Source organism: Paenibacillus sp. FSL H3-0302, from assembly GCF_037982245.1.
Lineage (GTDB): Bacteria > Bacillota > Bacilli > Paenibacillales > Paenibacillaceae > Paenibacillus_AQ > Paenibacillus_AQ odorifer.
Window position 1 is genome coordinate 5,337,942 of the sequence record NZ_CP150284.1, and the last position, 18,333, is coordinate 5,356,274.

General features: G+C 49.7%; 8 protein-coding genes. 1 reads left to right on the forward strand and 7 read right to left on the reverse strand.

Annotation, left to right across the window (positions count from 1 at the left end; genetic code table 11):
* Window positions 1-169: 169 nt before the first annotated feature.
* The 5 genes from MHH50_RS23875 to MHH50_RS23895 form a co-directional block, all read right to left on the reverse strand.
* Window positions 170-3,586, reverse strand: coding sequence for an AAA family ATPase (locus tag MHH50_RS23875; protein ID WP_340033524.1), 3,417 nt, complete (start codon window positions 3,584-3,586; stop codon window positions 170-172).
* A gap of 1 nt (window position 3,587) precedes the next feature.
* Window positions 3,588-4,769, reverse strand: a complete 1,182-nt coding sequence (locus MHH50_RS23880) for an exonuclease SbcCD subunit D (RefSeq protein ID WP_076128988.1) — start codon at window positions 4,767-4,769, stop codon at window positions 3,588-3,590.
* 40 nt (window positions 4,770-4,809) lie between these two features.
* Window positions 4,810-8,853 (reverse strand): helicase-exonuclease AddAB subunit AddA, encoded by a 4,044-nt coding sequence (gene addA, locus MHH50_RS23885; RefSeq protein ID WP_340034637.1) that lies wholly within the window; start codon window positions 8,851-8,853, stop codon window positions 4,810-4,812.
* Window positions 8,854-8,855: 2 nt separating this feature from the next.
* Window positions 8,856-12,368: a helicase-exonuclease AddAB subunit AddB gene (addB, locus tag MHH50_RS23890; protein WP_340033525.1), complete on the reverse strand. Its 3,513-nt coding sequence runs from the start codon at window positions 12,366-12,368 to the stop codon at window positions 8,856-8,858.
* Between the two features lie 786 nt (window positions 12,369-13,154).
* Window positions 13,155-14,579 carry a class I SAM-dependent rRNA methyltransferase gene (locus tag MHH50_RS23895; protein WP_076281218.1) on the reverse strand — a complete coding sequence of 475 codons (1,425 nt, stop codon included), beginning with the start codon at window positions 14,577-14,579 and terminating at the stop codon, window positions 13,155-13,157.
* Window positions 14,580-14,678: 99 nt separating this feature from the next.
* On the opposite strand from MHH50_RS23895, the gene MHH50_RS23900 reads away from it, so the two are divergent.
* Window positions 14,679-15,665: a Na/Pi symporter gene (locus MHH50_RS23900; protein ID WP_340033526.1), complete on the forward strand. Its 987-nt coding sequence runs from the start codon at window positions 14,679-14,681 to the stop codon at window positions 15,663-15,665.
* A 54-nt stretch (window positions 15,666-15,719) separates the two neighbouring features.
* On the opposite strand, the gene MHH50_RS23905 is transcribed toward MHH50_RS23900, so the two are convergent.
* Complete coding sequence (locus tag MHH50_RS23905) at window positions 15,720-16,550, reverse strand: energy-coupling factor transporter transmembrane component T (RefSeq protein ID WP_076128979.1); 831 nt, start codon at window positions 16,548-16,550, stop codon at window positions 15,720-15,722.
* Window positions 16,547-18,253, reverse strand: coding sequence for an ABC transporter ATP-binding protein (locus MHH50_RS23910; RefSeq protein ID WP_076278795.1), 1,707 nt, complete (start codon window positions 18,251-18,253; stop codon window positions 16,547-16,549). Before MHH50_RS23910 ends, MHH50_RS23905 begins: the two co-directional genes overlap by 4 nt.
* Window positions 18,254-18,333: the final 80 nt, after the last annotated feature.

Genomic DNA, 18,333 nt, shown 5'->3' on the forward strand with positions numbered 1-18,333 from the left:
GAAACACCCTTCACAGCTTATAAAGCTGATTCGGCGGCGGACGTATGAAAAGGAGTTCATTCCCTGCCATACGTCCGCCGAGGTGTTTCTAAAGTAATGTCGGCTTAGCTGTATTATAACAGCGCGTTGATACTGTATCTGTGATAAGAATCACACACATTATAGATCTTCACATTTTTTCCAAAAGGATCCGAGATCCCCCTCCACCCTGTTCAGCAGGTACTACTACCAGCTTGCGTGGCAGTCGTGCCCGAAGCTCTGGAACATGGCTGATAATGCCGACAGACAGTTGGTCGTTATGCAGTCTTTCCAGTGAGGTAATTACCGTATCGAGCAATTCCGGATCCAGCGTACCAAAGCCTTCGTCCAAAAAGAAAAATTGCAATGGATACTGCCCCCGCAGCTGAATCTGTGCCGAAAGTGCAAGTGCAAGTGACAAGGAAGTTAAGAACGTCTCTCCGCCGGAAAGCGTGGAGACCGGTCTTCTTACACCACCGTTTCCATCATCACGGATTACAAAGCCACCACCCGAATCAACCTCCAGCGCATAACGCTGTTTGCTCAGGAAACGAAGCCGCTGGGAAGCAGACTGGCATACCTGCATCAATTGTTCCTCCGCAATATACTCAACAAAAGCATTTCCACGTAAAACCGTCTGCAATTTGGACAAATGATCCTGTAGAGAAGCATGTTCTAGCCGCTGGGCTTCGAGCTCCATCCAGCGAATATGCCGATGCCGCAGATCCTCCAGATCTCGCTCTGCGCGCGCTCTTGCTTGCAGCGACATTTCATCCTCTGACTTACACACGCTTAAGCTCTCCTGGCTAACTTGCCACTCCTCTTCACTTAAGCTGGCTCCGTCAAGCTTCTCTTCAATATTGCGCAGCTGCAATGAAAGTTCAGCTTCTTCCGCACGATGGGCACGTACCCGAGAAGAAGAAATTTCCCGCTCTTCAGGTGCGAGAGCTGCTCCTTCAACCTCAGCGGCGGAACTAAAAGGTGAAGAGGTTAAGCTTTGCTCCCACAGATGGCTTGAAGTCACATAATGCTCTCGAGCAGATTCTGCAGCCTGGCGGGTAATCGCTGCCTCCTTGATCTCATGCTGCGCTTTTTCAGCTGCCGTGAGATGTAATCGTTGGCTGGTCTCCACAGCTGCTAACAATTCCTGCAGACGACGCTCACACTCTGCTAGAAGAGGGGCAGCAGCGCGGCCATTAGTCCACTCCAAAAGACGCCGTTCTTTTTCACGCTGCAATTCTTCTTTGCCTTCCATCTGTGTATTCCACTGAGTAAGCTCTTTATCGAGTCCGGTGATGGTCTCCTGAAGATTCTGCACCGAAGCGCTTTTCTCATCCAGAAACTTGACACTGATTTCCAGTCGGGATCTAATTTCCTCAGCTTGAGCATCCTTGGCTAACAGCTCACGATAAGCTTTTTCTACCTCTTCCGGTGCCAAATCAGGGAACTGCTGTACCCAGTTCTGCCGCAATGCGGCTAGTTGGCCACTCAGTTCCTCGGCTTTGGCGGTTAGGCCTTCTACCCAGCTTCGCTCACCTTCGGCACCCGCTGCTTCTTTGAGGCATAGCTGCTGAACTTCCTGCATCGATTGCTGCCACTGTATCGCTGTACGGCGCAGTTCTCCAGACTGGCTTTTTAATGCTAAAAATGCAGCATCAAGTTCTGCCAAAGCCTTTTCATCTGGAATGGACTTATCGGTAGAGGAAACCTCAGTAGTGCTGACTTCTGAGCCTGCCGCTGCAGGATGATTTACCGTATCAAAAGCTCCATCACCAAACACCTGCTCCAGCCAAACCAGGTCCTGCTCCCGCAGACCACGGAACATATGGCGTGCTTCCAAAGCACGTCTGGACAACACCCGAGCCTGTTGAAGCTTTAACTCCAGTTCCTGTTGCTCTACGTTATCCTGCAATACAGCAGGGGCCGGGTGGTGTTCGCTGCCACATACAGGGCAAGGTTGTCCTGCTTCCAATTCTTTAGCCAATCCAAGCGACAGTCTGTGCAACTCATGCCCCTTGAGGGCCGCTTCCAAAGAACTGATATGTTGCTCCAGACTTTCTGCTGCGGTGCACGCAGCTTCTTCTGTCGCCAGCAGCTTCTCTTGATGCATCGCCGCCTCGCGGATCTGCTGCCCGCGAGAAGCTTCCTGCTGCCCGCGACGGCCCTCGGCCTCCGCGAGGCGCGCCTGCGCAGCCGCGAGTGCAGCGGCACGCTCGCGGCGCTCCTTCTCCGCCTTATCCCACTGGGATTCGGCGGAGTGCAGCCCTTGCAGTCTCTGCATCGCTTCTTGCAGAGACTGCCGCTCCTGGGAGCGGACACCGAGCGGCTGCAAGCTCTGCTGCAGCTCTTGCTGGCGCTTTTGGCCCTTGGCCAAAAGCTCACGCTCCCGGGCCATGCCCTCCCGCAGCTCCGTCAGCTTGCGGGAGGCCTCTTCGCGGCGCTCGCGCAGAGCCGCGAGTTCGCGCCGCAGGGCGCCGAGCTCGGACTCGAGCTCGAGCGCGCGGCGATAGGTGTCGGCCCCCTGCCGGAGGGCCGGCTCTTCCGCCGCAAGCGCGGCCTGCGCAGCAGCTGCGGCCGCAGAGGCATGCGCCGCCTCCTGCTCGGCAGCGGCGGCCAGCACCTCTTGACCCTCCGCGCGGGTCAATCGGCTCTTGAAGGCATCTTCCGCGCTTCGCCATGCTTTCAGCGCGGGAAGCCTAGCCTCGGCCTCGTCAGCTTGGCCGAGCTTCCGTTCAAGGAGGAGAATCTCCTCCTCCTTGGAGAGCAGTCCCTGCCGCTGCAATTCGCGGCGGGTCCGTTCCTCTTGCAGCTCGCGAATGCGCGTGAAACGCTCCGCGACCTGCAGCGCCGCCTCCAGCTTGCGGCGGCATTCCGCAGCATGCTGGGCTGCTTGTTCGAGGCGCTCCGCCGCTGCCTTTACATCCTCTTTGCCTGCGCTGCCAAGCCCCTGCTGCTCCGCTTCGAGTGCGCGGAGCGCAGCCTCATTCTCCTTCACCCGTCGGCTAAGCTTCAACGCAAGCTGATCGCCATACTGTTCCAAATGGAACAGGCGCTGCAGCATTTGTCGGCGGTCTACGCCCCGAAGCGATAAGAATTCGGCGAATTTCCCCTGCGGCAATACAACTGCTCGCGTGAAGTCATCCATTTTGAGCCCAATATGCTCTTCCACACAACGTGTAACATCTGCGAGTTTATCCGCCATAACGTTATCCCCGTCAGGTGTAACTTCAATGAAACGGCTAATGGTGTTACTGACTGTTTGCTCACCTGTCCGCTTGAACTTACGTTCAACGCGATAACGATGTGCCCCAGCGGAAGAAGTGAGCTCAAAGGTAAACGCCACGCTGAGTGAATCCTCAGAGTGATTCATAATCCCCTGTGTTCCATTAACGGCGCGCTCCACTTTGCCGTACATTGCCAAAGTAATAGCATCCAGCAAACTGGACTTGCCGCTGCCCGTAGGTCCAAAAATCCCAAACAGCCCGGTCTCACACAGACTTTCAAAATCTATTTCCTGCATTTCTCTATAACTCTGCAATCCTGCCACTTTTAATAAAATAGGCTTCACCTTAGTTCTCCTCTCCTTCCTCCGGCTGCTGCCGTTCTTCTTCGGTTAGCTGTAAGAACAGCTCAATCAAACGATCCTCCGGCTCCGCCCCGCCCGTCTGGCGCTGATAGAATTTACGGAACAATTCTTGTACAGGCATACGTGAACGGGAAATTTGTTCGAGCTCCAGCTCCATTTGCGGATAAATCGGACGAATATGAATGATCCCCTCACGTGATTTACGCAGGCGCTGAATATCATTCATCGACATAGCTTCACTGAGCCGAATCTCCAAATCTATAAAAGCGGTAGCATCTCTACCTTCATCCAACCAGTTATATACCTCTTGCAATCCCCCCGTAGAGCTCCATCTTACAAGTGGACGCCCACAGCGAAGATAGATTTCTTCGAAGGTCGGCTCACCGCCCGGCGCAACATCAATCAGCGTCACCGACTTGGCTTGTCCTGCTTCCGAAAAGCTATATGCCAGCGGGGATCCGCTATAACGGATCATCCCTTCCCCTTTTACACGCTGAGCGCGATGAAGATGGCCTAGTGCAGTATATTGCGCTCCACAGGATAAAGCAGAAGGGTCTACAGTGTAAGCCCCGCCCACCTGAATTGGGCGTTCCGAATCACTCTCTACACCTCCAAGCACATAAATATGGCTCATCGCCAAATTCACGGTTTGTGGCGTAAATTCCCGTCCCAACAGTTGCATAAGTTTGCCTACCCGTGCGCTGTAAGCTAGTCGAAGCTCCTCTTCCCCGCTGTCCCCAGCAAGCAACTCACCGAGACGTGCCTCAGAGGGATAGGGAAGGGCTGCGATTTTGGCAATCTCACCTGTCCGCGCAGCATGAACTGTCACTGGCTCTGAGGTTGGAAGTCCTACCAAGGTAATCCCCTGCCTTAATACAAGCGGGGAGACTGAAGATACGCGCTCCGGTTGGTCATGATTGCCGGCAATCACCACAAGGGGCCTGCCCCCTGAAGTCAGCCTGGCAGCAGCCTCATAGAATAATTGCTCCGAAGCCGCTGGCGGATTAACGGAATCGTACACATCTCCCGCCATCATAATCAAATCCGCCTTATGAAAATCGGCGATCTCCACCAATTCATCTATGAACTGCTCTTGCTCCTTCTGGCGGCTTCTTCCCTCCAGCGTACGGCCCAAGTGCCAATCCCCCGTATGCAATATCCGCATCTTCGTCCTCTTTCCCCGCTCCTATGCGGCAATGAATAATTTATAATTTCACAGCATGATCGCCGTCAAAAAAGTACAGCCAAATCTCGCTGATCGGTTCTCCCAAAATATCATGTAATGCCTTGCTGTATAACTCTAGCTGAAAACGATATTTTTCCTTAAGTGCCTCTAAGCCGCCCTGATGTTCTAATACAGAGTCCGTCTTATAATCTAGCAGAATAATCCGGTCCTCTTCACGGAACAGGCAGTCAATGACCCCTTGAATTAGCACAGCCTCACTAAAGCCTTCCTTATTGTTCTCAGGGGAAAGCTCCGAGACGGCTTCATTCATATAATCGAGCCCTCGATAAGCCTCACCTGCGGGAACCATATAACTGAACGGCATTTCTCTAAGCTTCCAAGAAGAAGCTATTAATCTACGTCCCAGTTCATTAGTATAAAAAGCTTCTATCTGATCGGGAGCTACAGCCTCCACCTGCTCAGCAGTTAGAATAGCCACTCTCTGAAGTCGGGCTAAGGTTTCTTCCACAACCCTAGGATCAACTGAACCCTCCAGCGGAATATGCTGCATGACTGTATGGTATGCTGTCCCGCGTTCCGCTGGGGTTAGACTGCGTTTTTCCATAAATTTCGGACGCCGCAAATGAAGACTGTCCGCACCTGCAACACTTGGACGTTTATCGGTTTCTATTGAGGTTGTAGAATTGCCTTCTTCCAGCAGATCAAAAGAGGGCTGCTCCTGCAACGACAACAACGCTTTTAACTCCGTAACAGAAGTTTTAGCCGGAATACCTGAGGCTGCCGCATACGGATAATTCCATTCCAGTCTTCTAGCAATTTCATCGCTAGTCTCTGTTTCATATATATTTACAGCTTCACCCTTATGCAGTGCTTCGAGTACAGCTTGCCGTTCCTCTACCTTCTCCTCAGTCTGATCCGTTGGCAGGAACGCCCCAGAATTAAGTTCGGAAGCATTTTGCACACTGATGCTCCAGTTGGAGACATCGTTGTGCAGCACCGTGGAGACGGTACCTTCTGAACCGCCCAGCTTACGAAGAATCGCCGCCGCAGGGTGCCGGATCAATGCCGGTCCAACCCAGTCCAAATAGCTGCGCCCTCGGGCCAGCAGATGATCTGCAAGCAGCAGCTCATCCCGGTTCTGTACGCTGCTCCAGCTAGCGATTTTGCGCGGCAAATCTCTTACAGTGCCTACTAGAATCATTTTATCTCTCGGACGAGTTAACGCTACATATAATACACGCATCTCCTCCGCTAATAATTCAAGCCGTGTACGCCGGTTAATAGCCAGATAAGGAAGTGTTGGGTAGCTAACTCGCGTTTCCCGTTCCACAAAACGCGGCCCAAAGCCAAGCTCTTTGTGCATAAGAAATGGCGAATGCAAATCTTGTCGATTGAACTGTTTTGCCATCCCGGCTACAAAAACAACAGGGAACTCCAGCCCTTTGGATTTATGGATGGTCATGATTCTGACGCCATTGCCTTCTTCACCGCCACCGCCAGCTACACCCAGATCTCCGCCGTTCTCACGAAGCCGTGAAATGAACACCAGAAAACGGAACAATCCACGCGCTGCGGTGTCATTCTCAAATTGCACAGCCCGATCATACAAAGCTTTAAGATTGTTCTGGCGCTGCGAGCCTCCAGGCAGTCCTCCAACCCATTCCAGATAGCCGCTCTCCCCATAGATACGCCAGATCAGCTCACTGAGACTACCTTGTCTAGCCGCATTTCTCCAGCTTTCCAGCTGTTCTAGGAAATGTCTAAGCTTGCGCTTCAGTTCTGGACTGATCTGCGGCAGATCTTTATCAGGTAAAACATTATTCTCGACGGTGCTTGCGGATTCAATCACATGAGCCGAGAAGAGGTCATACTCTTCTTCAGCCTCTTTTGCATATTGCATATCCACCGCCATCTGTACTGCTTGAAAATAAGGACCCTGACTACACATACGCACCGTAGCCAATTCTTCTTCCGTTAATCCGACCACAGGTGAACGAAGTACGCCAGCCAGCGGAATGTCCTGCTGAGGATTATCAACTATTTTTAAGAGGGAGAGTGCAATTTCCACTTCTGTAGCTTCAAAATAACCTTTATTCAGATCACCATAAGCAGGGATTCCTTCCATCCGAAGCTCTTCGATGATTAGAGGGGTCCAGATTCTTGCCGAGCGAAGCAGGATTACGATATCACCGTAAATAACCGGGCGCATAATCTTGAGTCCTTTATCGTAGATAAGCAGCGGCGATCCACCGGTCATCCCCGTCATTTGTGAAATACGCCGGGCAATTGCCCGTGCTTCCAGCTGCGCCGTCTCGCTCTCAATGGCTTCACTCTCCTGAAGTGGCGCCTCACCGTCTTCAGAAGTCTCTTCTGACTTCCCTGCTGTTGAACCACGATCTATCAATAATAACTCCGGTGCAAAAAAGGTATCGGGACCCTTCTCTGCTGCACCTGGGAAATTCGCTCCGTAAACAAGCTCAGCGCGTTCGTCATAATTAATCTCCGCTACCGTCTCATTCATAATCTGCCGGAAGATCATATTAACGGCATTCACAACCTCCATGCGACTGCGAAAATTACGGGCCAGATCGATAACCGAACCGCTAGACGATTCATTAGTAATTTCAGATGGATCATCGATTGGGTGTGAGCCAAAGCTGCGGTATTTATCCAGGAATAGCCCCGGCTCCGCCAGACGGAATCGATAGATACTTTGCTTCATATCTCCGACCATAAACCGGTTACCGGGTGTTTCACGGGATATTAGCCGCACAATCTCCTCTTGCACACTATTCGTATCCTGATACTCATCCAGCAGAACCTCATCGAATTGAGCACGGTATTCCATAGCTGCATCAGAAGGCAGGGAATGACCGGGCGTAGAGTCCGGATGGCGTAGAATTTGCAGACAATAATGCTCCAAATCACTGAAGTCGACTAGACCTCTTCCTGCTTTTTCAATTCTATAACGTTCACCGAATGCTATCACTGTCTCTGCAAGCTCTGCCATCAGTGGAGCCGCTTCGTTCAGCTCTTTCAAAAAAACCTCAGGCGGACGGCCAAACAATGCTTTCTGAAGATCTAAAATACTCTTCTTCACACTGTCGCGCAGTTCCTTCACCATCTCCTGCAGTCCAGGATCTGTCGAATCCTTCTTACAAGCCTTTAATTTTCCAAAATATACTTCCATAAAAATATCATATAATTCTGCCCAAGGTCGTTCGTTTACGGCATCCTGCAGTGCATTTACCATCTCAAGATCAGTGGTTAAATTCTCAGCATAGGGTGCCGGACCACCCGGTTGTAGTGCAATCTCCCGGCCTTGCATCAGCTGACTGGCTGCACCCGCAAGTGTCAGCTTCGCTTCTTCAAGAATGCTCAGCACCCATGGCGTTCCACCCAGACTTTCGGTGTCTGGCAATGAGAAATCAGCTGCAGTATCACGGAGCCATTGCGCTGGCCAAGGATGGCTGCGGGCGTAATCATGCAATCGCTGTATGAGCGCATGCACTGCATCATCACTGCGTTCACCACTGAACCAATCAGCGAGCTGCACAAATATGCTATCCTCGCCATCCGCACCTACCTCACCGTACTTTTCCTCCAGCAACTCTTCGAGCAGCTCCTGCCGCATCATCTCCGCTTCATGCTCATTTAATATGCGGAAACCCGGATCAATCGGAATCATTTGATAATAACGCCGGATCACTTCCAGACAGAAGGAGTGCAATGTTGTAATCGAAGCTTTGCCCAGCAGGGATAGCTGACGGCGCAAATGGTCGTTCTCCCCGTTCTCCTCCAGCTCCCGATCAAGGGCTTCCCTGATCCGCTGCCGCATTTCGGCAGCCGCAGCTTTGGTAAACGTGGCTACTAGTAGCCTGTCTACACTGAAGCCGTTCTCTTCCTTACTGATCTTTCGAATAATCCGTTCTACCAGCACCGCCGTCTTGCCGGAACCTGCTGCCGCAGCAACGAGGATGTCATCACCGCTCTCCGCAATGGCGCGCCACTGGTCATCACTCCATATACTTCCTTCCGGTTTCGCTTCTATTTCAGCCTTCATACTCAAGGTGTAGTTCCTCCTTTGCGGGACAGCAGATCCCATATAACGTCCTTCCCTGGCTTACCCAGATTGTTATAGCTGTTACCTTCCACAGCTTCATCGAACTGGCAGACAGGTCTAAAGGAACAGAATGTGCAGGCGGTCTCCTGCCCAATTCGGTACGGCTCAATCGCCACATCACCCTCTGTAATCCGTGTCCCGATATCCGAGATCGTCCCTCTAACGGAGGATAATAGATGGCTCCACTGCTCTGGTGTAGCTACTGAAGCACTGCTATAAAAGCTGCCGTCAGCTTTTACTGCTACAGGCACGATAGAAGAATACCCTTTGTCTAAAGTGGTATCCATCAGGGAGACAACCTCACGATCAGCTGTAAGCAGTCCTTTCATCTTGAAGCGTTTCAACAGCTCTTGCTCAGCCTGTTCCTTGTTCATCCCGTTGGATGAAGTTAACAACGGATCATGCACATGGAAATAAAGTGTGCCTGCTGGAAGTGCCGGCTGCCCCAGCCATTGCTCCGAATATGTCAGCAGCACATCCAAATAAGTCAGCATTTGCAGCGACAATCCATAATACACCTCATGCAGCTTGAGATCCTTTTGGCTCGATTTATAATCAATTACCCGCAGAAGAATTCCGTTCTCTCCACGGGCCATGTCTACACGGTCAATCCGGCCAACGACCTCCATCACACAGCCATTCGGCAGCGTAATTCTTAAAGGCGGCAACTCCTTATCCGGTCCAAAATCCAGCTCCAGCCCTACTGGCTCAAAGCTGCCCCGGCGGGCGTGCTCGCCCAGAATCACAGAAGCACGTCCAACAATATTCTTAAGCTTACGGGAGATGTACCCGTAACGTTTGGAGCTCATTAGAATTTCACCCTGCAGCATCGGAGATAGCCGTTCTACTGTCTCACTGGCCTCACGCCGACATTCATCCGGAGATAAGCTGCCCCAGCCCCGTCCCTCTTGTTTCAGTCTTATCGCCATATCACTTAGCGCAGCATGGAACAGCTGTCCAATATCAGGTGCTTGCAGCTTATATAACTGGCGCTCTTTCAGTCTTAGTCCGTAGGACGCAAAATGGGAAAATGAGCACGCAACAAATTTCTCCATCCGGGACACACTGCCCCGCAGTATTGAGCCACCATACAATCTGAGGCTTGTGCCACGCTTTAGCTTCGTTCCCTCATTACGATAGAACAGTGAACTTAGCAAACGTTCCAGTTGAAATTTACGATCTTCGTTCTTAGTAAACCAGTTATACACATCCCACCATAGCTCCGGAATTTCTGTTCCTTGGCGCCACTGCCGCAGCTGCATAATCAATGCGCGAAGACTCTGTTCTGGTTGACCAATGAAACCGAGATGGATAGGATTTCCGACTTCTATAGGTAGTCCCGAAGGGGGAAGTGCTGACAAGCTGTGCTCTTGAACCCTTGGGAACATTCTATGCAAATGCCGGATAACCTCAGAGGGAAGGAGAGCTTTGCCCTCATCATCCGCTGTAGCGTAGCTAATCCAGAGCTTTCGGCTTCCTGTCGTTAGTGCATTATAGATCAGAAACCGCTCGTCCAGCAGTTTACGAGAAGCGCCGGGAGCAAGCTCCATTCCAGCATTCTCTAGTACGGAGCGTTCACCTTCCGAGAGAATTCCATCTTCCTTAAACTGCGCAGGCACAACACCTTCATTAAATCCAAGCAAAAAGGCGTATTTAACCCCCGTTGGGCGAGTCCGATCCATATTGCCGACCAATACTTGATCCAGTGCGGGCGGAACTAGTCCCATTTTAAGTTCAGCAAGACCTGTCTCTAGAACTCCAGTGAACACTTCAAACTCAAGTCTTTCATTGCCCATCATTTCTACTATCTGATCTAGCAGATCAAGTACCTCACCCCACAACTGGCTATGTTCCCTAGCCTTCTCGGGTTGGCCCTTCTCCATAGACTTAACACTGAGTTTCTCCAGCTTTCGCGCAACATCCGTCTCTTCAAGCAGCTTGTACATTGCCGTACATAGTTCAAGGCCGCTTCGGCTTTTCTGGATTCGTTTCTCAAAAGCAAATAATGGACCTGTTATACTAGCACGGCATCGTTCCATAGTAGCAAGCAGTTCATCATCCATCTGTCTGCCGCCTTCCAGCGACAAGCTAGGAATACCTTTCCAGGAGCGGCCATCTGTCCAGCGGTACCCCTGAATCCCACAAGCCAGCACATAGTTTTCTAAAGCATCCATATCTTCACGCGTAATACTACCGTCTAGCGGAAGCAGAAGCTCCGTCTTTACGCAACGGAATACATCCTCATAACGCCAGCGACGACGCACTACATCCAATGCGGAACGTATAAACTCCACTAGCGGATGATGCAGCTCATTCACCTTCTGGTCCAGAAAAAATGGCACTCCATAATCTTGGAACAACGGCTGAACCAGCTGCTCGTAATCGCCAATATTGCGCATCAATACGGCCATTTCGCCATATTTTGCACCTTCATCCCGCGCCAGTCTAGTCATTTCGCGCAGGGCTCCCTCAACCTCTGCTCTGTGCGAAACTGCGGCGCCTATGGATATAGCCTCTCTTGCCAGTTCATCCGCATCTATCCAAGCCTTCCGGCGATCATATCCCCGTTCAAGGTGAGCAAGTACTGGACTTTCTTCAAAACGTGGAAGAACCATTGGCTCCAGCAGCTCGTCCCATACATCAATGCCCAGCTCTTCAGCAATTCCACGCAGTTTAATGTAAGTAACCGCAGTTGGGTGAAACAATTCAAGCTCATTCAACTGATCTCCATAGGGGTAAGGACGATCAATTGTAAGCGAAACCGTCAGCTTCGAAGCTTGCTGCATCAATTCTCGAAGCACTACGAATTCCTGCGGAGTAAATCCATGGAACCCATCTACCCAAATCTCTGCCCCGCGAATGTAGGAGGAATCTGGAATATGCTCAGCCAGTTCTGCTAAACGATCCTCTTCATCGATATAAAGACGGGACATTTCCTTCTCTAAATCGCTAAATACCAGCTGCAAATCATCCAGCTTACCCTCAAGAATAGGACTTCTTGCAATAGCTCCTCGCATAGCGGACAGCTGTTCCTCTAAATCAGTGGAACCCAAACAGCAACGTTTCATCTCCGTGTGCAGTTGGTTCAGACGTTCCACAAAACCCGGTCTGTCTGCTGAGGCACCGAATAATTTCAGTTCCTCTTTGCGGCGACTGATGATTTTGTAAATTAACATTTTCTTACCTTCTTCACTGATTGGCAGACTTGCACTGCCACCAGTTTCCTGCTTCACACGATAGGCAAGCCGCGAAAAACTCAGTGTCTGCGCCCGAAGGCTTCCCTTCACATTCCCTACGGTCAGAAGCCCCCGTTCTGCTCCAAAAGAACCTTGCTCTGGCACAAGAATAATAATCGGCGCACCAAGCGGTTCCTTTTCTAAGGAAGAAGAGATAGATTCCCATATTTTTGTTGTCTTGCCACTGCCCGAGCGGCCTAGTAAAAAGGTTACCGGCATAAATGATAGACTCCTTCCGTAGCGGAGAAAATATATAGAATACAGGGTGAAATATCCACCCATTGATTACACTCCAATTAAAAAAGTTCAGTGATTCCTCGTCCCCTCAGTATATCATAACCACACTAATCGGAACATGTGTTTGCTAGTATTTTCTAATGTTTTACAAAGGATAAACAGCTATGAGTACAAATAAAAAAAGCAAACCTCCGGATTTTGGCGGCTTGCTTTTTAGAGTGTTTAGTTTGTTTTTAATGCCAGTTGTGCAACGTTAGATAGGAGCTGCCAATGTCGGAGCATAGGGTCAATGTTAGACTGTTGGCGTTCAGCGTTCAGCGTTCAGCGTTCAATACTCAACACCCCGCACTCAACATTAGCACTCTACGCCGATCGTTTTGTAATCCGCATTCCGCATATCATAATTCAATAAGCATCATTCGTTGTTTACTATTTAGTATTCCGAATTTAACACTCAACATTTCGGCTAGGCTTGTTTCATTAATTACTTAGGGACCCAGGAGCCGTTATTCGTGGATTCAGTGCTGTTATGGCAACTTTTCGGACCCCACTGACGCTATTCTTCGAAAATGTGCTGCATTACGGGTGTTATTGGGGCAATAGCGCCTTTAGGGTCCGTAAGAATTCAATAATGGGCTGTTTACGCTAAATAGAGTCATCTGAGTCCGTTGGCAACTCCTTGCCTTACAGTCGACTCACGGTCACCCTACGACCAGCCCTTTTATCTTATTTGTTACTTGGCACTGTAAACCTTTTTGACCTTCAGGCTTATTTTTTACTCCGCACTTCAAAAATCGCAAACTTCAGATAGTGTCCTTCGTTAACGCCAAGTATTTGTGGATGGTCTTTGCCTGCGGCCCGCCATTCTACAAGTCTCAACACCTTGCCAGCATCTTTAGCTGCATCAGCAATCGTTTCGAGGAACAGATCTGGCTGCATATGGTAAGAACAGCTTGCGGTAACCAAATAGCCGCCTTCGTTCACCAGCTTCATCCCGTGCAGATTGATATCCTTGTAACCACGGCAAGCGCCAGCTACTGCACTTTTGGTTTTGGCAAACGCCGGAGGGTCCAAGATGACTACATCCCAAGTTCTTCCTCCACCTGCCGTCATCGGCTTGGATGTGTCGGTTTTGGCTGTTTTGCCTCCGGATTTAGGATTTGTAGCAGCTGCTGCCGTATCTGTTCCACTGGCAACTGTCGCCCGTTCAGAACGTTCCTCTAGTCCTTTAACCTGATTCCGTAGATATGCAAAAGCATCATCCACTACGAATTCAACACGATCGCTAAAGCCGTTCAGCTCCACATTCACTTTGGCACTCTCAATGGCGTGTGCTGAAACGTCAAGGCAGGTTACTTTTTTCGCGCCATACTTGCAGGCATGCAGCGTGAAGCTGCCCGTATGCGAGAAGCATTCCAGCACTGTCGCACCGTCCCAATAAGGGAACGTTACATGTTTGCCGCTCTTATTAACTGGTAAGGTCTGTAGTGAACCATCCTCAGTTTCAATTTCCTGTAGCGTAATGCCGCTTCGTCCTCCCCAGCCTTTCATGAGCGGAGCAATGGAAGCTCTATTCTCACGTTGGTCAAAGAAGTAACCTGTCTTCTGGCCCTCTTCAATATCAACGACCAGCTTCAGGCCATTCTCGCTCACGGTTACATGCCTTGGACATTCCCCGTACAGCACACCCGTTGTCTGCTCCATACCTTCAAGCTCGCGCACACTAACATCACTGCGCTCATAGATTCCGCGCGGTGCCATAACCTGCACCAATGCTTCGACGATTTCTGCACGCCGCTTGTCCATTCCGAGGGTAAGCAGCTGCACAACCAAAATATCTCCGAATCGATCTACAATAAGCCCCGGCAAAAAGTCCGCTTCACCATAAACCAAGCGATAAGCATCCGCACCCGGAAGGAACCGGTTTCTGTGTTGCAGACAATTCGCAAACCGTTCTGCAAAAAAGGCTGTATCCATGATCGCAAGGGGTCCCTGCGATACAATTCTTACCCGAATTTGTGACGCTGGATTGTAATATCCTACGGCCAAAAATCGGCCCTGATGATTAAGGACATCTACTAATCCCCCCGCTTCCGGATTTCCTTCTACCGATGCGACTTCACCTGCATAGACCCACGGATGGCCCTGTTCCAGTCTTTTTTTGCGATTGCGTTCTAAAATAACCGATGGCAATGACTTCAACTCCCTGTTTTTCTAAAAATGTTTTTATACATGTCCCATGCAATACATTCATATATTGGTGTACAACCCTCGTCCAAAGGAGTATGCCCTATGTTCAGTGATTTGCTGTTCCCTATCATATATGGTCTTGTTATCTTTCTAGCCGGCATGAAGCTGATGGAAACGGCGTTGTCCAAGCTAGCAGGCCCTCTATTAACTACAAGCCTAAATAGAGCTACCTCAACCCCTATTAAAGGAATGATTGCCAGCAGCCTGTTGTCCGCCTTACTCCAGAGCAGTACTGCTGTAACGGTGTTGACTATCGGCATGGTCAATGCCGGCCTGCTTACCTATGCCCGCACACTTGGCATTATCCTGGGCAGCAACATCGGCACCACATTAACTACAGAATTGATCGGACTTCAGATCAATACCATGGCCATGCCCTTGCTGGCAGCCTCGCTCAGTCTGTGGGCAGCGGCAGTTATTGCAGGCGAACTGCCGCCTACATCACGAGTGGCAGAGCTCTGCCACAAAATATCCCCGCCGCTGCAATTTATCAGTCTGGCTGTATCAGGCTTCGCCCTCGTCCTATGGGGCATCGCTGTCATGCAGTCTATCGGCGGAATACTTCAGGAAAGTGGCTTATTCCTCTGGTTCCTAAACCATGCCGCTACTAGTGCCTTATGGGGGCTCGCCGCTGGAGCGTGCCTAACAGCCATGCTCCATAGCAGCGCTGCTGTCATAGCTATGGCTATGAGCATTGCCGCCTCGGGTGCCATGCCGCCTGAGCTAGGTATAGCCATTGTGCTGGGCGCCAACGTGGGCACCTGTGTTACAGCGGTCATCGCTTCCATCGGCGGCACGCCATCCGGCGTCTTCGTCGCTTGGTCCCATGTTGCGCTTAATGTAGGTGGTGCACTATTATTCTTGCCCATGATCGGGCTGCTACAAGCAAGTGCTGCATGGATTGGTGGAGGCCCTGCTTCACAAATCGCCCACGCCCAGACCATTTTCAACGTAGTCTGCTCACTTCTAGCACTGCCATTATGCTACCTGCCTATATGGTCAAAACTGGAGAAACGTCTTCAGTCTTAACAAAAAGGTGCCGTTTATTATAATCCCAGTTTTCCACAACTGTACTATTATACTTCAATCGAAAATATTATAAAACCGCGAACCGTCGTAAAAAGTGATCACCGTCGAGAAAATTCCAATCAGCGCAAACAAAGCCAATGCAAAATAATCGTCTCTCGTGAACGGGCGACGGCTATACCAAGTTCGTTTGGTCTCAGTGCCAAAGCCGCGCAGCTCCATAGCGGTACTGATATTTTCAATCCGCTCGATACTAGTCAGAATTAGGGGCATCAGAATCGAAATGATATTTTTTAGCCGCTTAGGCAGCTTTTCTTTTCTAGAAATATCTATTCCCCTTGCTTGAGCAGAGAACGATATATTCTCATAATCTCGTTGAATATCCGGAATGTACCGCAGTGCCAGCGATACAGAATATGCAATTTTATAGTTCACTCCAACTCTATTTAAGGATGCTGCAAATTCACTGGGATTGGTCGTTAGAAGAAATAATAATGCCATAGGAATGACCACCGCATATTTCAGGGCAATATTGAATTGATAAAATAGCTGCTCCCAAGTTACCGTATACCGGCCTGCAATATGCATAATATCATGACGTGTCCCGTAAACACGTACGCCCTCCAAAGGAGAAAAGATAAAGATAGCTATATGATTAAGCAAAAAGAAAATCAAGATGAAATATAATACGAAAGCATAATCCTGAAATTGAACTTTGGAAATTCTAAAGGCAAGCAAACTAAATAACAGCATCACAATTAGACATCTTGTATCATATGTAATCATCCCCGTCACAGACCACACTACAAATAAAATCAACTTCGTAGCGCCGGTAAGACGGTGAATAGGTGAATCCTGCTTCGTAAAAGTTAACATTTTAGCCTTCATCCGCCTCGGCTCCTCCTATCATACGCAATGAACCTTCTTACGAACTCCTCCGGTTGTTTCAATCCAGCTTTTATAGCTAGGGCAAAAAGCGAGGTTTCTTTCAAGTTCGCTTTTTTCACCACATCAGTATTCGTTAATATTCGCTCAGGGCTATCATCCGCAAGCTTCACGCCATCAGCTAACACTATAGCTCTATCGGCATATTCCAGCATCAAGTGCATATCATGCGTAATCATAATGACCGTCATCCCCTGCCCCCGCAGCGTCAAGAGAAACTCCATCATTTCGTTATAATGCCTGTAATCCTGAGCAGCAGTCGGTTCATCCAAAATGATCACTTCCGGCTCCAGTACCAGAATGGCGGCAATCGTGACCCGTTTCTTCTGGCCGTAACTGAGCGCCGAGATCGGCCAGCTGCGAAAAAAATAAAGTCCGCACACCTTCAAGACTTGATGGACGCGTTCACGAACGAGCTCCTCAGGGCAATCTCGGAGTCTTAGTCCTAGGGCAACCTCATCATATAAAAGTGTCTTAGAAATCATATGATTGGGATTTTGCATAACAAAACCAATCCGCTCTGCCCGCTCCTTAATCGTGTCCTGAGCAATATCACGCCCATGCATCCGTATCGATCCGGAAGAAGGCTTATAGAAGCCACAAATGAGCTTAGAAACTGTAGATTTCCCAGCCCCATTTCGCCCCGCTATACAGACCATCTCTCCTTTATGAATACAGAGATTGAGCTTATCCAGCACCTGCTGATTTTTTTCGTATCCAAAAGAAATATCTCTTAGCTCAAGGATGGGTGGGTTCTCCAGCTTATCCTGGCGTGACTGATTGCACTCATACCAGATCTTAAGTTTATTAGAACACGCCTCCAACTGAATATCGTTCACATGCTGCGGATTCATATTTGCTGTAATCGAACATCCGGCATACTTCAAAGCCGTTAAATAGAGAGGTTCCCGAATGCCAACTTCTGAAAGCAACGTTGTGCTCAACAGTTCTGCAGCCGGCATATCCGCCGCAATACGTCCTTCATGGATCACAATAATACGATCCACCGCCCGATGCAGCACCTCTTCAAGACGATGCTCGATCATAATAACGGTTTTACCTGTCTCTTTATGCACTCGATCAATAAGCTCAATCGCTTTTGTACCTGTATAAGGATCTAAGCTTGCCAGCGGTTCATCAAAGAGTAGGATGTCCACATCACCTACCAGAACACCTGCCAAGGACGTTTTTTGCTTTTGTCCACCCGATAACTCCTGAGGAGAAGAGGCCAGAAAGTCGTGGATATCCACCGCTCTTGCGGCAGCCGCCACTTTGCTCTTCATTTCTGTCTGCTGAACCACATGGTTCTCTAGACTGAAGGCGATATCCTCACCAACCGTTAATCCTACAAATTGTCCATCCGGGTCCTGCAATACGGTACCTACCTGATTGGACAGCTCTGCGATACTCAGATCCTTCTGCTCCTGGCCTATAACCCGTAATGAACCTGATATTTCCCCTCTGTAAGCAAAAGGGATGAGACCATTAATGCAATGAGCCAGTGTACTTTTCCCAGAACCTGAGGGTCCCACGATAAGCACCTTCTCCCCTTCAACAATCGTTAAGTTAATCCCCTGTAGTGTGGGTTCCTGCTGGGCCCGATATTGAAAGCTGAAATCCTTAAATTCAATCATTACTTTTTTCATCTGAGACCTTCCTCTGGGTTAATGTGAAGAGAAAAAAGCCGGTGATTTCCACCGGCTTTTTAGCTTGGATATGTATTCCA

Coding starts and splice junctions, on each gene's coding strand:
- MHH50_RS23880 (WP_076128988.1), bottom strand. CDS start 4,769: ATGCGGATATTGCATACGGGGGATTGGCACTTGGGCCGTACGCTGGAG.
- MHH50_RS23905 (WP_076128979.1), bottom strand. CDS start 16,550: ATGAAGGCTAAAATGTTAACTTTTACGAAGCAGGATTCACCTATTCAC.
- addB (WP_340033525.1), bottom strand. CDS start 12,368: ATGCCGGTAACCTTTTTACTAGGCCGCTCGGGCAGTGGCAAGACAACA.
- MHH50_RS23910 (WP_076278795.1), bottom strand. CDS start 18,253: ATGAAAAAAGTAATGATTGAATTTAAGGATTTCAGCTTTCAATATCGG.
- MHH50_RS23900 (WP_340033526.1), top strand. CDS start 14,679: ATGTTCAGTGATTTGCTGTTCCCTATCATATATGGTCTTGTTATCTTT.
- addA (WP_340034637.1), bottom strand. CDS start 8,853: ATGAAGGCTGAAATAGAAGCGAAACCGGAAGGAAGTATATGGAGTGAT.